This window comes from Anaeropeptidivorans aminofermentans (genome assembly GCF_940670685.1).
GTDB classification, from domain to species: domain Bacteria; phylum Bacillota; class Clostridia; order Lachnospirales; family UBA5962; genus Anaeropeptidivorans; species Anaeropeptidivorans aminofermentans.
This window is the reverse complement of record NZ_OW711693.1, coordinates 487540-504416: the sequence shown is the minus strand read 5'-3', so window position 1 is coordinate 504416 and position 16877 is coordinate 487540. Positions and strand designations below refer to the sequence as shown.

Sequence of the window (16877 nt, the reverse complement as noted above, 5' to 3'; positions counted from 1 at the left end):
CAATGGCAAACCAACATAATAGTTTGTCCCACACAAAGTGGATGTGCAAATATCACATTGTGTTCACTCCAAAGTATAGACGTAAAATCATCTTCAATCAATATCGAGAGTCGATTGGGAAAATTCTTCGAGAGTTATGCGGCTACAAAGGCGTAGAACTGATCGAAGGTCACCTGATGCCAGATCATGTGCATATGTTAGTGAGCATTCCACCAAAGATCAGCATTTCAAGTTTTATGGGATATCTAAAAGGGAAAAGTGCCCTGATGATTTTCGATCGACATGCAAATTTGAAGTACAAGTTTGGGAATCGGCATTTTTGGTCAGTTGGCTATTATGTCAGTACGGTAGGACTGAACGAAGCTACCATCCAGAAATACATCAGAGAACAAGAGCAACATGACATTGCTCTAGATAAGCTGAGTGTCAAAGAATATGAAGACCCCTTTAGGGGTTAGCTGGTAATACAAATAGCCCTTAAGGGCTAAGCAAAAGAGGCAAGGGCATAGGGGCTTGAACTTAAGTGAAAGCCAGCATCTTGAGATGCTGGCCGGTAACAAGGCCTTACAGGCCTAGCTCAAACCACCCTTTTAAGGGTGGTCATGATTTGAATATTCAAGTCCGGATTGCTAAAAGAAGGTTCCTTGATACAAAAAGTCCTAAATTCTGATATTTTATATAGTAAAAATTAATTATGGTAATAAAAATTGTATATTTAAGTCTCTTATGAAAAATAGGGTTTGTTATTACTTTAAACTATGTTTTTATAATTTATTTTTTCAAAAAAGCCTGCAATGTATAAATTATCATGATTTTATGATATACTAGAGTTATGAACCCTAGATGCAGAAATAATTAAATATAAATTTCAGTGCCCCGGTATAAAAAACGGGGCTTAAGGTATTTGAGTATAATTTAACGTGAGTTCGGCGAAGCCGGACCCCTTGGTAAACCAAGGGAGGCCCGAAGGACCTTTCACGTTTTATGCGTATAAAGCTTTAAATACACCTTTAGGTGTACGCATTGCGGTATTCTTCTGCGAATTTGCATGCATAGTAGTCATAACGATGGAATTTTTATTCCGTCAAACTCACGTTAATTTAAGTGTAAAAGAGAGAGGTTAAACATGATAGTTATCGCAGGCCTTGGAAATCCTGAAAAAGATTATAAAGGAACACGGCATAATGTCGGCTTTGAAGCGGTAAATAAATTTGCCTATGATCATAATATAGATATCAATAGGGCAAAGTTTCGCGCCCATTTAGGCGAAGGCCATTTCGGAGGTAAAAAAATACTTCTCGTAAAGCCCCAGACTTACATGAATTTAAGCGGAGAAGCCGTAAGAGATATACTTCATTTCTATAAGCTTCCTCCCGAAAATCTCATTGTCATATTTGACGATACAGACCTTGACGTCGGTGAAATACGCATTCGAAAAGGCGGGACCTCCGGCGGTCAAAAGGGCATGAAAAATATTATTTACCAGCTTGAAACCGACGAAATTACAAGAATACGCATTGGTATCGGCCAAAAACCTAAGGAAATGGACCTTGCCGCTTTTGTTTTATCCCGTTTCCACGGAAAAGATATGGATAAAATAATAGAAGGCATCACAAAGGCAACCGACGCATTGGAAATTATTTTAAAAGAAGGCGTAGAGGCCGCCATGAATAAATATAATAAGAAAAAGAAAAAAGCTGAAAAAGAGGAGCCGCCACAGGAAAAAGCTTCCCCAAATAATAAGGAGGTCTTCTGTGAAGACGAATAAATTTATAAACGGAGCCTTAAAACCCCTTTCGGAGCTGAAAGGTTTTAGCCTTGTATCGGACATAAAAAATGCTTCCCCTGTTCTTGCCACAGGGGTAAGCGATTCTCAAAAGGCCCATCTAATTGCCGGTGTAAGAGAGCTGAATGAAAATACCGCTCTTCTAATTACCTATTCCGAGCTTCGGGCAAAGGAAATTATTGAGGATTTACAAGCATTTTTAAGAGACAATCGGGAAATCTATTTTTATCCTGCAAAAGATATTGTTTTTTATTCCGCCGACGTAAGAAGCTCTGCCATTACGAAACAGCGCTTTGATATCATAAATTCCCTTATCTTGGGGAATAACCCAATTATCGTTCTTTCTATTGAGGCTCTTTTGGATAAGCTAAGCCCGCCCGATATATTTAAGGGCTCTATAGTAGAACTCAGCACAGGAGACGAAATATCCGTTTCTCTGCTTGCCAGAAAGCTTGTGGCCCTCGGATATGAACGCAGGGATTTAGTAGAGGGAGAAGGCCAGTTCAGCATCAGAGGCGGAATCGTTGATATTTTTACTACCATATACGACAATGCCTTAAGGCTTGAATTTTTCGGTGACGAAATAGACAGCATACGGCTTTTGGACAGCAGAAGCCAGCGGTCCATAGAAAAAATTGACAATATCCGCATATTCCCTATGAGAGAGCTGGTTTTTGACGAAGATCATCTGAAAAATGCCGTTTCCTCCATAGAAAAAGAATATCTTAAATTTCTTTCGGATTATGAGAAGAAAGGCCTTTACGAAGAAGCGGCACAGCTTAAATACGCTGTAGGAGAAGTGCTCTCACGGCTGAAAGAAGATAAAAACTGCCAAAGTGCAGACCGATTTATACAGTATTTTTACGAAAATGGCATAAGCCTTCTCGACTATCTGCCGAAAAACAGCCACATTTATTTTGACGAACCCCCAAGGATACGCCAGCATGTGGAAAATGTTTTTCTGGAGTTCGGAGAAAGCATAAAGAACCGTATTTTAAAGGGATATTTACTCCCGAATCAAATAAATATGGTCTTTTCCTATGAGGAAATCATTAAAAAATCCGCGGATTTCTTTACAGTGCTTTTCTGCTCCATAGCCGTTACCATAAAGGATTTTAAAATAAAAGAAATTGCGAATTTTAATGTTAAGCTTTCCGCTTCCTTTCAAAACCGCATAGATTTGCTCATGGACGATATCAACTATCTTAAATCCAACGGCTACCGCATACTGATGCTCTGCGGAAACAAGGTCCGGGGAGAAAAAATATGCCTTGAATTTTTAAATAACGATATCAGCGCAAAATATTATGAGGACCTCAGCGAAATAGAAGTAGGCCTTGAAACGGTAGTTCTTGCACCGGGGAGCATATTAAGAGGCTTTGAATATACGGATATTCGCTTTGCCGTCCTTTCCGACAAGGAGCTTTTTTCCTCTAAAAAGAAAGTACGGACATTTAAAAAACATAAAAAAGGCCAGAAAATCGAAAGCCTTTCAGACCTTAAAATTGGAGACTATGTGGTTCATGAAAATCATGGTATCGGTATCTATAGCGGCATAGAAAATATTATTACAGACAATGTAAAAAGAGATTATCTAAAGCTTACCTATGCCGACGGCGGATGCTTATATGTCCCTGCAAACCAGCTTGACTTTGTGCAGAAATATATCGGCGGAGAATCGGCAAAGCCTAAAATCCATAAGCTTGGAGGAGCCGAATGGGCCAAAACAAAGCTTAGGGCCAAAGGCGCAGTTGAAATACTTGCGAAAGACCTTTTGGAGCTCTATGCCAAAAGAGAAACAAAAACAGGCCATGTTTTTAACAAAGATTCCGTATGGCAGAAGGAATTTGAAGATAATTTCCCCTTTGAAGAAACAGACGACCAGCTTCTAGCCATCAAGGACGCAAAAAGGGATATGGAATCCGAAAGGGTTATGGATAGGCTCATATGCGGCGACGTAGGCTACGGAAAGACGGAGGTTGCCATAAGGGCAGCATTTAAAGCCGTCCAGGATTCAAAGCAGGTGGCTTACCTTGTTCCCACGACGATTCTTGCCCAGCAGCATTACAATACCTTTGTTCAGAGAATGCAGGACTTTCCCGTTCAGGTGGAAATGATGAGCCGTTTCAGAACCCCGAAGCAGCTGAAGGAAACGCTCAGCAATCTTAAAAACGGCAGTACCGATATCGTCATCGGCACCCACAGGATACTTTCAAAGGATATTCAATTTAAGGATTTAGGCCTTATTATCGTAGATGAAGAACAGCGCTTCGGCGTCGCCCATAAAGAAAAGCTCAAAAAAATGAAGGAAAACGTAGACGTTATGACCCTCACGGCTACCCCTATTCCAAGGACACTCCACATGAGCCTTACAGGCATCAGGGATATGAGCGTTCTTGACGAGCCTCCGGAGGAAAGAAAGCCGGTACAAACCTATGTAATGGAATATAATCCTGAGCTTGTGAAAGATGCAATTCATAGGGAGCTTTCAAGAGGCGGCCAGGTTTATTATCTTTATAACAGAGTAAGAAGCATTCATGATATCGCCGCAAGGATACAAAATCTTGTTCCCGAGGCAAACGTAAGCTATGCCCACGGTCAAATGAGCGAAAAAGAGCTTGAAGCCATTATGCTTGAATTTATTGACGGAAATATCAATGTTCTCGTATGCACCACTATCATAGAAACAGGCCTTGACATTTCAAACGTAAACACCATCATTATCCACGATGCGGACACTATGGGTCTTTCCCAGCTTTATCAGCTGAGAGGCCGCGTAGGACGTTCTTCCAGAATAGCCTACTGCTATCTCATGTACAGAAAAGATAAGGTTCTTCAGGAAAAGGCCGAGAAAAGGCTTCAAACCATAAGGGATTTTACGGAATTCGGCTCAGGCTTTAAAATAGCCATGCGGGACCTTGAAATCAGAGGCGCTGGAAACCTTCTGGGCCAGCAGCAGCACGGCCATATGGACGCCATCGGCTACGACCTTTACTGTAAGCTTCTTGCGGAAGCCGTATCAGAGCTTAAAGGAGAAGTTGTTGAAAAGGAATTTGAAACCACCATAGATATTAATATATCCGCCTATATTCCTGCTTCTTATATCAGAAACAGCGAACAGAAACTTGAAATATACAAGAAAATATCCCAGATTAAAACCCTTGAGGATTTCTACGACATTCAGGAAGAAATCGAAGACCGGTACGGTAACATTCCTTCCGCCGTTCAAAAGCTTCTGGATATTGCTCTTTTAAAGGCGGCAGCTCAAAAATGCGGCGTTATATCTATCATACAAAAAGGCAAGAATATAGTAATTACCTTTAAAAATGATGCAAAGGCTGACCCGGATAAAATTACACAGGCAGCTTCAAAAAACAGAGGGCTTATGTTTACTGTTGCGCCAAACCCTTATATTACCTATAAGGCCGGAGATGAAATTACTTCCAATACATTAGATAAAATAAGAAAGCTTCTGGAAAGCTTTCTGTAGTTAAGTAAAAAAAAAGAAATAATGGCAGCAAAAACCGTATATGTACTATACTAGGGCGTGTTCTCATTATATAAACATGCAGATAAAATAGGCAGTATCTAGCCGGACAGATACAAACGCTTCATGCGTTTGTATCCTGTTGACGACGCATACCGGAAGGAGTCTGCTAGGAAACGCTGATATAGTACGGCGTAATAGGGCCATTTTAGATGCTTGCTTAGACTAGCGGGAACACACCCTAATAAAAAGTTATCTTTTTGTAATGAAACAGACTTTGTTTTTTGCTTTTAACTTAAGCCTTTCTATGCTAATATTTTAGTTATTCGGAACCTGTTTAATGTTCCTTTAAAGTTCATTGTTTATAATTACGTCTAATCTTAAAGACATAATCGGTTTGGAGGCAAGGGCTATGATGCAGAATAAGAAAATAAAATATATTTTTATCATCATATTCTTAATCGCATTATTATCGGCGGTATTCTTCGCATGGAATAAAACCGCCGATAGTGCTTACGTAGCCAAAATAGGCTCTTACGAGGTATCGTTAAGCGAATACATGGTATATTTTCGTGAGCAGCAGCTTAATTTTGAAAAAATAGGCGGCCTTGACATCTGGGAGACTAAAATTTACGGTGAGCCTACCTTTTCTATTGCAAAGCAATATGCCCTTGACAGCTTGACTTATATAAAAATTATGTCTATTGAGGCCAAAAAAGACAATGTTTCTCTTACGGAAGAAGAAATAAAGGAATATACCGATATAGCCCTTCAATATTATAATGACCTCACTGTAAATGATAAAAGATATATCGATTATGATACAGCCCTTACGGCGATAAAAGAAACGGCCCTTGTTCAAAAATACAGGGAATTTCTCCTTAAAAAATCCATAAAAGAAGGAGAAGCTTTTGAAGAATATTTTCATGATTATTTAATCAGCCACATGGCAGATTTAGATATCTCCGTAGAATATGTAATGCTTCCGGAAAAAAGTATTTCAAAAGAAGACGCTCTTGTCATTGCAGATGAAGGAAAGGGCGACGGAAATTTCAGCGATGCTGTAAAGGCCCATGCCGATGTGGAAGTGTATACGGGGAACCTCAATGAAATCAATATTCCAGACAGCGATAAGCTTAATATTTTATACCTTGATTTATTAAGTGTTTATCCTCCTATTATGAATAACGGTGAGATTTATATTATAAAGCTGATGAACGCACCGGATATGGAAAGCCTCAAATCAGATATAAAAAACAGCCAGCAGAAAGAAGCAGAGGAATTTATAGACAGCAAATACCAAAGGCTTTTAAATAATACAGAGATTGTAAAAATCTCTTCCATATGGGATAAAATAGAGCTTATAGAAAAAGATTATAATTAAATAAAGCAGTAAAATCCAAATGATTATGCATACCTCAAAAGGCGGCCCCTATTCCCATAAAAGGGGTTCTTGCAAAACCAGAACTCATAACTTCAACATAGCCCGGTTACCGGAGGAAAAATTAATTCTACAATAAGGATTAGGCTCTGTGAGGGCATAAAATAAGAAAAAAAGTAATAAGAATTTTGCTCCGCAAAATACCGTAAAGAGTATTTTAATCCAGTCAGGACTTTTTCCTGTTCCATCTGACAATGCTGCTGTTTCATATTATAGTAAAATTCAAATGAAACAGTAATAAAAATCGTATATTTTGAATGGCTTAAATATAGGGATTCTATATATTTAAGCCGTTTATGAAAAATAGATTTTTATTACATCCTTGTGTGAAATTTACTATAATTCAAGTATATTCCTATATTATCTTATTTAAAGCCCAAAGGGCTTCAAACAAAAAGAGACTGCCGCAAAATAAATTTTGCGGCAGTCTCTTTTTTTGTTTATTTTATTGCGCTTTTTATTTTATCAAGAGTAAGTTTTAGCTCCTCCTGGGTAGGCTCCAGGGGCTTCCAGCCCATATTAATCGTATCATTTTCATATCTTGGTATCAGGTGCATGTGGTAGTGAAATACTGTTTGGCCGGCAGCTTGTCCGTTATTTTGAAGGATATTCATACCGTCGCAGCCCAGTACCTCTTTCAATACCCCTGCTATTTTCTTTGAAAAGTTGATAATCTCTTTAGACTCCTTTTCTCCTAAATCAAAAAGGCCCTGATAATGATGCTTTGGAATAATCAGCGTATGCCCCAGAGAAGATGGAAAAATATCAAGTATAGCCTTAAAATTATCATCTTCATATATGGTATAGCTCGGTAATTCCCCTTTGATGATTTTGCAGTAAATACAATGGTCCATAAAAATCTCCTTTCATTTATCGTAGAATTTATTTCACCCGAAGTGCCTATCGCTTATAGTAAATTTAAAGTTAAATAATAGCAAAGCCGTATATTCACGAAGGCTCAAAAATGTACCGTTTCCGAAGGAAGTCCGTGTTTTTAAGCTTTAAGGGAATAGGCTTTTGCTGCTTCTTCATGATAAATTTACTATAAACTGCAAAATATCAGAGAATATTTTGCAGTACTTTGTCACTTCGGTTTCAAGATAATTCGGCTGCAGCTGCAAATTATTCGTTTATTGCAATTTGTATTAAGCTTAGAAAAAGCCTTTTTGTTTTTAAGTACCATAAGCCTTCTTTCAGCCTATCGTAATTCAAGCTTCTTTACTATACTGTCCTTGATTTTTACCGAAGGCCTCGTTAATATCTTCTGTAATATTTTTATCTATATATCCTGAACTGCCCATTTTCCTAAGAATGGCAATGGCTTCTTCATGGGAATATACCTTCTTATAAGGCCTTTCTTCCACAAGGGCCTGATAGATGTCAAGGCAGCCCATAAGCCTCTCGTTAAACTTTAAATCCTTTGCCGTAAGCCCAAAGGGGTAGCCTTTCCCGTTCAGCTTTTCATGATGGAGGGCTGCCCATCTTGTTATTTCTTCAAAACCCCTTACCTTTTTAAGTATTGCATATGTATAATACGCATGGGTTTGTACATATATATATTCGTCTTCCGTAAGCTTATCCGGCTTTTCCAAAATATCGCTGTTTACTACAAGCTTTCCTATATCATGGAGGGCCCCTGCAAGATATAGCTTTGCCTGCTCTTCTTTGTCAAAGCCATAGAACCGACCCATGAAAGCGGCCTTTTTGGCTATTTCATGAGAGTGCCTGCCCGTAAAGCCTGATTTATAGTCTATGAGCTTTGCAAATACGGTTGAAAAAGCAATAAGATCATCCGGCGAATACTCCCTGTAATAGCAGACAAGGCTCTCTGCTAAAGTTTCCTCTATTCTATCCTGATTCATTTTATTTATTTCTTCTTTGGTGAAAAGAGATAAAAATGCGTCTACATGGACCTTAGCATAGTGTTTATCGGTATATTCTGCAAGATACTTTTGAATAGCATCATATTTTACATCGTCCATATCGTAAAGGCCGAATTTCACGTCAAGATCATCGGCCATATGTATAAGCGCTGAGTATAGTGGTATTTCGGCTTTTTTCTTCCCGAAGGGGCCGCTTCCGTCAAAATTCTCGTGATGATAAAGTATCACATTTTCAATGCTTCCATAAAAGGGGAAGTTCTTTATATTCTGTTCTCCTACGATACAATGCCCCTTTTTCCCCCTTTTGTTTTTTGCCTTTATACCGCTCTCTGCACAGTGCTCTTCTTCGATATATTCAAGGATTGCACTGTCATGGAGAATAGCACAGGCGGAAAGGTCGGAAAGCTCATATTCATTAAGGCCAAACTGCCGGCCAAGCTTTGTGCATACGTAAGCAATCCTTTCGGCATGATTTGTTACAACCCCCACAATCTCCTTTTCAACGTTATCCAAAACAAAAGCAAAGACATGAAGCATATCATTAATACATACTTTCAAAAGGCACCCTCCCTGAAGTTTAAAGCAAAACAAGACTAAGGTACTAACAAAAACCTATTTTTCATAAACGGCTTAATATATAGAACCACTATATTAAGCCATTCAAAATATACGGTTTTTGTTACTGTAATTCATTTGTTTCACTATAGCAAAACAAGACTAAGGTACTAACAAAAACCTATTTTTCATAAACGGCTTAATATATAGAACCACTATATTAAACCATTCAAAATATACGGTTTTTATTACTGTAATTCATTGTTTCACTATAAGCAAACGTCCGTATATTTATATCAAGGCTTTGAGACCTTTCCTCAAAGCCTTGATATAATTTTCTTAATTTAAAAATCCTTCAAATTTATCGACGAGAGAAGCAAAAACCTTTAAGGCTTCCTCTACAGGCTGAGGAGTAGACATATCAACCCCTGCTTTTTTGAGAATATTGATAGAGTAATCGCTTGAACCGCTTTTTAAAAAGCCTTTATATTCTTCTACGGCAGATTCTCCTTGCTCTAAAATCCTTCTTGAAAAAGCGATAGCTGCAGAATATCCCGTTGCATATTGATAAACATAGAAAGGCCTGTAGAAATGAGGTATCCTTGACCATTCGTAATCAATTTCTTCATCAAGGATGATTTCATCGCCGTAATATTTTCTGTTTAGGTCTCTATATATTTTATTCAGGCTCTCTTTTGTAAGGGGCTCACCCTTTTCGGCCATTTCATGGGTTTTAAGCTCAAATTCCGCAAACATGGTCTGTCTGAAAAGGGTTCCTCTAAACTGCTCCATATAATAATTAATAAGGTATTTTTTCATGGCTTCATCTTCCGTATTTTCAAGAAGGTACTCCATAAGAAGGGCTTCATTTACCGTAGATGCAACTTCTGCCACAAACAAGGTATAATCCCCGTAAATATACGGCTGATTATTGGAGGTATAAAAGCTATGCATAGCATGGCCCATTTCATGGGCAAGGGTAAACATATCATCTATTTTATTATCAAAGTTCAAAAGCACAAAGGGATGGCAGGAATAGGTTCCCCATGAAAATGCGCCTGAATCTTTTCCTTCATTTTCGTATATATCAAGCCAGCCGTTTTCCATGCCTTCTCTTGCGGCTTTCACATATTCTTCCCCCATAGGGGCAAGGCTTTTTAAAACCGTTTCCTTGGCTTCTTCAAATTCTATGCTGGTGTTAATGTCTTTTACAATAGGTGTATAAATATCGTACATATGGATTTCATCAAGGCCTAATGCCCTTTTTCTCACATTTACGTATTTATGAAGGCTTTTTAAATTATTTTCAACGGCCTTTATTAAATTATGGTAAACCTCTAAGGGAATATTGTTGGCGTTAAGGCTCATTTCAACAGCTGTATCATATTTTCTCTGGCGGGCAAAGAATACGTCCTTTTTAACGCTTGCGTTATATATAGATGCAAGGGTATTTTTATGGCTGATATAGGCCTTGTAAAATGCTTTAAATACGTTTTCTCTTACTGCTCTGTTTTTTGATTCCATGAGAGATATGAATTTGCCGTGGGTAAGCTTCACTTCGTTTCCGTTTTCATCTTGAACGGTTCCGAAATCCATGTCCGCATTGTTTAACATGGCAAAAATATTGGAAGGCCCGCCGCCTATTTCAGCGGCGTTTGAAAGAAGCTCCTCCATTTCATGACTTAAAATATGATCCTTAAGTCTTAAGATATCCGAAAGATAGTGGGTATATTTTTTAAGCTCCGGCTTTTCATTTAAAAAGGTTTTTATTTTTTCTTCCCCTGCTTCAAGAATCTCTGTTTCAATAAAGCTCATGGCAGCAGAAAGCTTTACCATTAAAACCCCTGCTTTATCGCTTAAGCCCTGATAAAGGGAATCTGCCGTATCTTCCCTAAGCCTTAAATTAGCGTATACGTAAACCTTTTCTGCTCTGTTGGATACTTCTTCCGATGCCTTTAAACATTCAAAAAGATTCTCGGCAGATTTAGAAAGGGTCCCCTTAAACCTTGAAAAATCCTCTATCATTTTAAGGGCTATATCATACTCTTTTTGCCAAAGCTCGTCCGATTCTAAAAGGTCCGTAATTTTCCATTTGAATTTATCGTCTATTTCGCTTCTTTTCTTTGCCAATGCAATACCTCCTTAAGTATCTATTTTAAAAATTAATGACTTAATATATGTTTCCGTCTGAATTACTATATACTATTATGGCCTTTTTACTCATTTACTATGAATTATATTAGGGCGTGAAGTCCAAACAAAAGTCTATTTTGCCGTAAAAGCGTAATTTCATCAGCGAAAATACTCGAAATAGCTCTGCTATTTCTGCGTTTTTCTTCTCAGAATTTTTGCTTCGCAAAAACCTGAGAAGAATGCCAAGGGCATTATTCTTAACGTCCGGACTTCTTTCTGGTTCTATTCAAATTCACATTTTCTTGCAAACAATACTTTTTCAGCTTTAAAGCTGAAAAATGTATTTCTGCTGTAAAATAATAAATAAATTTTAGTTTATTTATTATTCTTAGCGGTTTGACTATTTTCAGACACTGCCTAGCAAGCTTAAAATAGATTTGATAACTTAAGCGGACCCTTGTTTAAAGGATTTACGAGCTTATTCTTATCTTTTTTCAACTTCGCCTGGCATTAATCAAGCCCATAGCAAAATAGTTTCAAGGTATAGTAAATTTAAAATTAAACAGCAGCAAAGCCATATATTCACACAGGTTCAAAAATGCGCTTTAAAAGAAATATAGTAAATCGCCTTTGTGAAACTGCCTTTATTTGATTTATATATTAAAAGCCTTATGGCCTATTATGGTATAAAGGCAATTTCACTATGTTTCCGAAGGAAATCCGTGTTTCTGAGCCTGATGGGAATAGGCTTTTGCTGCTTCTTTATATGAAATTTACTATAGTAACAAAAACATATTTTATACTCGAATTAAAGTAAAATAATAGCGTTGTAAATTTACTTTTCTTTGATTTTATGCCTTTTGGGTATCCATTACTTACTGCGGAAGAAAATCAAATTTACTATACTATCGCTTGGTTTCATTCATAGTATACTATAATATTACCTCAAATTTCCATATTTTAATAGTCTAAAAATGCCCCACGCCTTAAATAGGCTATGGGGCATTAGGGGAAAGGTACTTTAAGAAATCAGCTCGTTTAAAATATCTACTGTAAGATTAATATTTTCCTCATTAATATCGTTATCTTTTAGGGTATTGGCTTTGTTTATATAAATGCTTCCCTGAAAGGGCCTGCCGGAAGTTATGACCATATAGTTTTTATATATCCTTGCATAAGTATTATTCTCGTCTGTGATGGGCTGAAAATAAACATTTTCGTATGTCTTTGAGGCCTTGAGCTTTTCTATATGCTCTTTTGCAGATTTGCTGTATAAAACAGACAGGCCTTCTTCCGCCCCTATGGAGTCCAGTAAAATAATGGTTTTATGGTCTATCTTTTCTTTTAGGCTGTCTCTAAGCATATAATCACCGAAACGGTTGATGCAGCCAAAATCCGTAAAGGCAAATGCAATTTTCTTTTTTTCTTTAAGACCGAGCTTTTCTGCAAATACAAGAGCCGCGATGACTCCTGAGGTATTTCTAATGAGATTATTGGCATTTCCTATGCCGTTTCTATATTTAAAAAGAAGATAAACTACTATAAGAGTCGGCAGTATATATAAAATATCTCTGAAATCAAATATGCCGTCTGTCCACACAGGCTTAAACACATACTGGATAAGCAAAGCGCCTGTTATTGCTATAAGAGCCATAGCAATTAAAACAGATATTTTATATCCGTAGGAATCATTTTTAGCATCAAAAACCTTATGCCTTATGAAACCGAAGCTTTTAGGCGGAGTGTCATAATAAGCCGACAGGATAAAGGGGGATTTTTCTAAATCCCCTGCGTATAAATTATATGCTTTTCTCTGGGCCTTTTTCCCTTCCTTTACATCAACAGGGATTTTCATCTGGTCAAGTTCTTTTAAAAGACCCATAATAAAACGGAGCTTTTCAGGAGGATAAAAGCGCCTTCCTGCAACTACACCATACCGTATCACATACTCTTTTATATCCATTATATAATTTCCCTCAATATATGGATTCCTTCTTTAAAAGAAGAAACCTCTTTGAATAGATCAGCGTCTTCCGGCGCTCTTGCGCCCAAATCGGGAACATAGATTACGTCTATTCCCGCTGCATTGGCTGCCATAACCCCGGAAGCAGAATCTTCAAAGGTTATGCATTCTTCCTTCGTTTTTCCCGAAAGTGAAATTGCCTTTTCATATATATCCGGGGCCGGCTTATGATTTTGAATCATATTGCCGAAAACCCTAAAGTCAAACAAATCATAAATATTAAAATGCTTTAATATTTTTTCCGCTTTTTCCTGAACGGTAGAAGAAGCAACCCCCATAAGAAGATGATGATCCTTTACGAATTGAAGCATTTCCTCTGTGTAGGGCATAAGAGGAATTTCGCCGCCGTAAAGTTCTTCCCAGAAGATTTCTTCCCGAAGGCCCCGAAGCATCAGCATTTTTTCCTCACTGCCTACGTAATCAGCGATATAATTATTGATATAAATATAGCCCTTTCCCGTCCAGGATTCAATTATGGATAGCTTAATAGGAATTCCTTCTTTTTTAAAGGCCTTATCCCATGCTCTGATATAGGCTCTTTCCGTATCTACAAGGCAGCCGTCCATATCAAATATAATACAGCTTTTTTTAGTCATTTTTATTTACCGCCGCAACAAATCTCTTAGCTTCTTCTGTAATGGCATTAAAATCACCTGTCTGGGCTCCCTTTGTGAGGCTTGAGCCTGTTCCTATGGCATAAGCGCCTGTTTTAAGCCATTCTGCCGCATTTTCAACAGAAACCCCGCCTGTAGGCATAAATAATCCCTGTGGAAGCGGGCCGTTAAAGCTTTTTATTATTTTAGGAGAATAAGCGTCTCCGGGGAATATTTTTATAATATCCGCCCCTGCTTCAAGGTTTGCAATTACCTCGCTTACAGTCTGAGCACCGGGCATTATAGGAACCCTATATCGGTTGCAAAGCCTTATCAAGTCTAAATTATGGCTTGGAGAAACAACAAATTTAGCCCCGGAAAGAATTGCAAGCCTGCCTGTTTCCGAATCGAGGACGGTTCCTGCACCTATGACTACGTCTTCACCGTCATATTTTTTTACAAGCTCTTTAATAATATCGATGGCTCCGGGAACTGTCAATGTAAGCTCAATCAGCTTTATGCCGCCTTTTACTACGGCGTCCACGATTTTAAGGCCTTCTTCAGATGAATTGGCCCTGATGACTGCCACTATTTTTTCCTGTCCGATTCTTCTTATGATATCAAGCTTATCCATTTAAAGCACCCCTTTTTCCTTCAATGATTCTACAATATTTTCTGCTGCCATGGTACTCATTTTGTCTACTGCCCCTATGGTTGAAGCGGCGCTGTGGGCCCCTGCAACAACATTTTCAAGGGTAAGAAGCTTTGAGTTTTCCGGTGGTTCTTCTTCAAATACATCTATACCGGCGCCGTAAATGGTGCCGTTTTTTAAAGCCTGATAAAGCGCCTCCTCGTCTATAATGCCGCCTCTTGCCGTATTCACTATAACAAGGTTTTTCTTGGCCTTTTCAAGCATTTTTTCATCTATCATATGCCTTGTATCATCGGTTAACGGAAGATGAACTGATATAAAATCGCATTCCCTGAAAATTTCCTCCACAGAAGTAAATTTTATATGATTGGATTTTATATATTCTTCATCTTTATATATATCGTAAGCATAGACTTCCATTTGAAAGCCCTTTGCCCTTTCGCAAAGGCCTCTGCCTATATGGCCAAGCCCTAAAATGCCGAGCTTCTTTCCGTATACATCAATGCTGGTTTTCTTGCTCCAGTCGCCTTTTCTGCAACCTTTATCTATTTCCACAAGCCTTCTTGCCGCTGCAAGCATTAGAGAAAAGGCATAGTCGGAAACAGCGCTGCTGTTTGCGTTTAATGTGATTGAAACCTTTATTCCCTTTTCTTCGCAATAGTCCAAATCAATATTATCTGTTCCCACGCCGTATTTTGCAATAGCCTTAAGCTTCGGGGCATTTTCAAGAATGCTTTTATCCAAGGGGTCTACCCCTACGATAATGCCCTCTACGTCCTTTACAAAATCAAGCATTTCTGCTTCCTTCAATATAGCGCCAGTGGGATTTTTTATAATCTCAATGCCGTTCTTTTCAAGAAGCGCGAAAGGCTCCTTGCTGTATTGAGCGAAGGATCGGGGAGTAATTAATACTTTTGCCATAATTACCGCCTACTTTCCTAATTCCTCAAATAACTCTGTTATGCTGTTCTTTCCCGATGATAAAATTGCAGGGTAAAGCTCGTCAAGGCTCTCTGCAATCTCCCTTTGCATAAAGGCTTCTATTAACATTGGAAGATTCACCCCTGTTATCACACGGATATTGATATTATTTTCTCTTAATTTTGTAACGTTCATAGAGGCGGCATTATAGGGAGAGGCGCCCAATAAATCCACAAATACCAAAACCCCTTGCCCATCGTCTGAACCTGCTATGGTTTCATAGGCGTCATTTGTAAATTTATCGAAATCATTTCCTTCAAAAAGGCCAAGCACATTAAATTGTTTTTGTTCTCCTATAATAAGTCCTACGCTGTCTTTCATGCCTTCGGCCATCTTTCCGTGACAAATAAGGCTAATTCCTACCATAAAGCCAACTCCATTCTTAATAAATTCCTTTTCCCTAAATATTATTAATATAATTCATTTTAAAATGATATAAGCATAAGCTTATAAAATCATTCTTATAAGGCTTATAAAGCAGGGCCTATGAACTATAGGCCCCAAAGTTTATTAAGCAAATTTTTTCAAGGCCTCGTCAAGGTCAACCTTGGGGTTTGAAGGAATGCTCTGGAAATATACATTAACCTTATGGCTGTCTCTAAGGTCTTTCAGCTTATCTGCCGCTTCCTTATCTATGGCAACGGCATTTATGATATAAGTAGTTGCAGGCCTTTTCGCAATGCCTCCAAGGTTAAGCTCCGTAACAGGAATTCCTTTTTTTACGATTTCGTAAATCGTGCTTATGTTTTTCGTAAGCAAAATTACGTTGTGATTGTCGAACTGCTTTGTGTTCCAATATTCTACCGCGTCGTCTACGCTGAATATTTTAACTGTGAGGCCCGTTCTGGAACCGGAGCTTATGAAAATAGTCTTCATAAAATCATCCTTTACAACCTCATCATCTACTATAAAAATTGCGTTTGCCCCGGCACTTTTGGAAAGGTTCGTCATAACCTGACCATGAACAAGGCGTTCGTCAACTCTTGCAAGTTTTACGCTTCCCATAATATCATCTCCTTTGGTTATTCAGTTTCAAGGAATCGGAAATAAATGAAAATAGCCTGATAGAAAGAATATAATCTGAAAATACAAAAGAAACTTATCGTTATAATAATCTTTTGCATTTTTAGATTTAAGCCTTATTTGGCACAGAATGAATATACTAAATCCTTATTAGTATAAATAAACTATACCATATTTCCAAAAATATTCACAGAGATGCTTTTTTATTTAATTTCCGACCGAATATGTCAATAATAGTAAATTTAAAGTTAAATAGTAGCAAAGCCGTATATTCACGAAGGCTCAAAATTATACCGTTTTCGAAAGAAACCCGTGGGTTT

13 protein-coding genes are annotated in these 16877 nt (G+C 38.0%); 4 read left to right on the top strand and 9 right to left on the bottom strand.

Annotation, left to right across the window (positions count from 1 at the left end; all coding sequences use genetic code 11):
• Positions 1-2 precede the first annotated feature (2 nt).
• From tnpA to NBX03_RS01945, 4 genes are all read left to right on the top strand, one after another.
• A complete protein-coding gene (gene tnpA, locus NBX03_RS01960; protein WP_250227317.1) occupies positions 3-458 on the top strand; it encodes an IS200/IS605 family transposase in 456 nt (151 codons plus the stop codon).
• Between the two features lie 668 nt (positions 459-1126).
• On the top strand, positions 1127-1768 hold the full coding sequence (gene pth / locus NBX03_RS01955; RefSeq protein ID WP_250229106.1) for an aminoacyl-tRNA hydrolase: 642 nt from the start codon (positions 1127-1129) through the stop codon (positions 1766-1768).
• Positions 1755-5276: a transcription-repair coupling factor gene (gene mfd / locus NBX03_RS01950; protein ID WP_250229105.1), complete on the top strand. Its 3522-nt coding sequence runs from the start codon at positions 1755-1757 to the stop codon at positions 5274-5276. The genes pth and mfd overlap by 14 nt, the downstream gene beginning before the upstream one ends.
• Positions 5277-5685: 409 nt before the next feature.
• Positions 5686-6657, top strand: coding sequence for a SurA N-terminal domain-containing protein (locus NBX03_RS01945; RefSeq protein WP_250229104.1), 972 nt, complete (start codon positions 5686-5688; stop codon positions 6655-6657).
• 497 nt (positions 6658-7154) lie between these two features.
• On the opposite strand, the gene NBX03_RS01940 is transcribed toward NBX03_RS01945, so the two are convergent.
• The 9 genes from NBX03_RS01940 to NBX03_RS01900 all read right to left on the bottom strand — a co-directional run bounded on the left by NBX03_RS01940 (position 7155) and on the right by NBX03_RS01900 (position 16539).
• On the bottom strand, positions 7155-7568 hold the full coding sequence (locus NBX03_RS01940; RefSeq protein ID WP_250229103.1) for an HIT family protein: 414 nt from the start codon (positions 7566-7568) through the stop codon (positions 7155-7157).
• Between the two features lie 354 nt (positions 7569-7922).
• Entirely contained in the window at positions 7923-9155 is a 1233-nt protein-coding gene (locus tag NBX03_RS01935; RefSeq protein WP_250229102.1) for an HD-GYP domain-containing protein, read from the bottom strand.
• Between the two features lie 336 nt (positions 9156-9491).
• Entirely contained in the window at positions 9492-11282 is a 1791-nt protein-coding gene (gene pepF / locus NBX03_RS01930; protein WP_250229101.1) for an oligoendopeptidase F, read from the bottom strand.
• A 1024-nt stretch (positions 11283-12306) separates the two neighbouring features.
• A complete protein-coding gene (locus NBX03_RS01925) occupies positions 12307-13248 on the bottom strand; it encodes a hypothetical protein (RefSeq protein WP_250229100.1) in 942 nt (313 codons plus the stop codon).
• Positions 13248-13904 (bottom strand): HAD family hydrolase, encoded by a 657-nt coding sequence (locus NBX03_RS01920; protein ID WP_250229099.1) that lies wholly within the window; start codon positions 13902-13904, stop codon positions 13248-13250. Before NBX03_RS01920 ends, NBX03_RS01925 begins: the two co-directional genes overlap by 1 nt.
• Positions 13897-14535, bottom strand: coding sequence for a bifunctional 2-keto-4-hydroxyglutarate aldolase/2-keto-3-deoxy-6-phosphogluconate aldolase (locus NBX03_RS01915; RefSeq protein WP_250229098.1), 639 nt, complete (start codon positions 14533-14535; stop codon positions 13897-13899). Before NBX03_RS01915 ends, NBX03_RS01920 begins: the two co-directional genes overlap by 8 nt.
• Positions 14536-15474 carry a phosphoglycerate dehydrogenase gene (locus NBX03_RS01910; RefSeq protein ID WP_250229097.1) on the bottom strand — a complete coding sequence of 313 codons (939 nt, stop codon included), beginning with the start codon at positions 15472-15474 and terminating at the stop codon, positions 14536-14538.
• A 9-nt stretch (positions 15475-15483) separates the two neighbouring features.
• Positions 15484-15900 (bottom strand): PTS sugar transporter subunit IIA, encoded by a 417-nt coding sequence (locus tag NBX03_RS01905; protein ID WP_250229096.1) that lies wholly within the window; start codon positions 15898-15900, stop codon positions 15484-15486.
• A 144-nt stretch (positions 15901-16044) separates the two neighbouring features.
• On the bottom strand, positions 16045-16539 hold the full coding sequence (locus tag NBX03_RS01900) for a PTS system mannose/fructose/N-acetylgalactosamine-transporter subunit IIB (protein ID WP_250229095.1): 495 nt from the start codon (positions 16537-16539) through the stop codon (positions 16045-16047).
• Between the last annotated feature and the right edge of the window lie 338 nt (positions 16540-16877).

What these genes read in the sequence shown, in the direction of transcription:
- tnpA (WP_250227317.1), top strand. Translation starts at nt 3, where the DNA reads ATGGCAAACCAACATAATAGTTTGTCCCACACAAAGTGGATGTGCAAA.
- pth (WP_250229106.1), top strand. Translation starts at nt 1,127, where the DNA reads ATGATAGTTATCGCAGGCCTTGGAAATCCTGAAAAAGATTATAAAGGA.
- NBX03_RS01945 (WP_250229104.1), top strand. Translation starts at nt 5,686, where the DNA reads ATGATGCAGAATAAGAAAATAAAATATATTTTTATCATCATATTCTTA.
- NBX03_RS01940 (WP_250229103.1), bottom strand. Translation starts at nt 7,568, where the DNA reads ATGGACCATTGTATTTACTGCAAAATCATCAAAGGGGAATTACCGAGC.
- NBX03_RS01925 (WP_250229100.1), bottom strand. Translation starts at nt 13,248, where the DNA reads ATGGATATAAAAGAGTATGTGATACGGTATGGTGTAGTTGCAGGAAGG.
- NBX03_RS01920 (WP_250229099.1), bottom strand. Translation starts at nt 13,904, where the DNA reads ATGACTAAAAAAAGCTGTATTATATTTGATATGGACGGCTGCCTTGTA.
- NBX03_RS01915 (WP_250229098.1), bottom strand. Translation starts at nt 14,535, where the DNA reads ATGGATAAGCTTGATATCATAAGAAGAATCGGACAGGAAAAAATAGTG.
- NBX03_RS01910 (WP_250229097.1), bottom strand. Translation starts at nt 15,474, where the DNA reads ATGGCAAAAGTATTAATTACTCCCCGATCCTTCGCTCAATACAGCAAG.
- NBX03_RS01905 (WP_250229096.1), bottom strand. Translation starts at nt 15,900, where the DNA reads ATGGTAGGAATTAGCCTTATTTGTCACGGAAAGATGGCCGAAGGCATG.
- NBX03_RS01900 (WP_250229095.1), bottom strand. Translation starts at nt 16,539, where the DNA reads ATGGGAAGCGTAAAACTTGCAAGAGTTGACGAACGCCTTGTTCATGGT.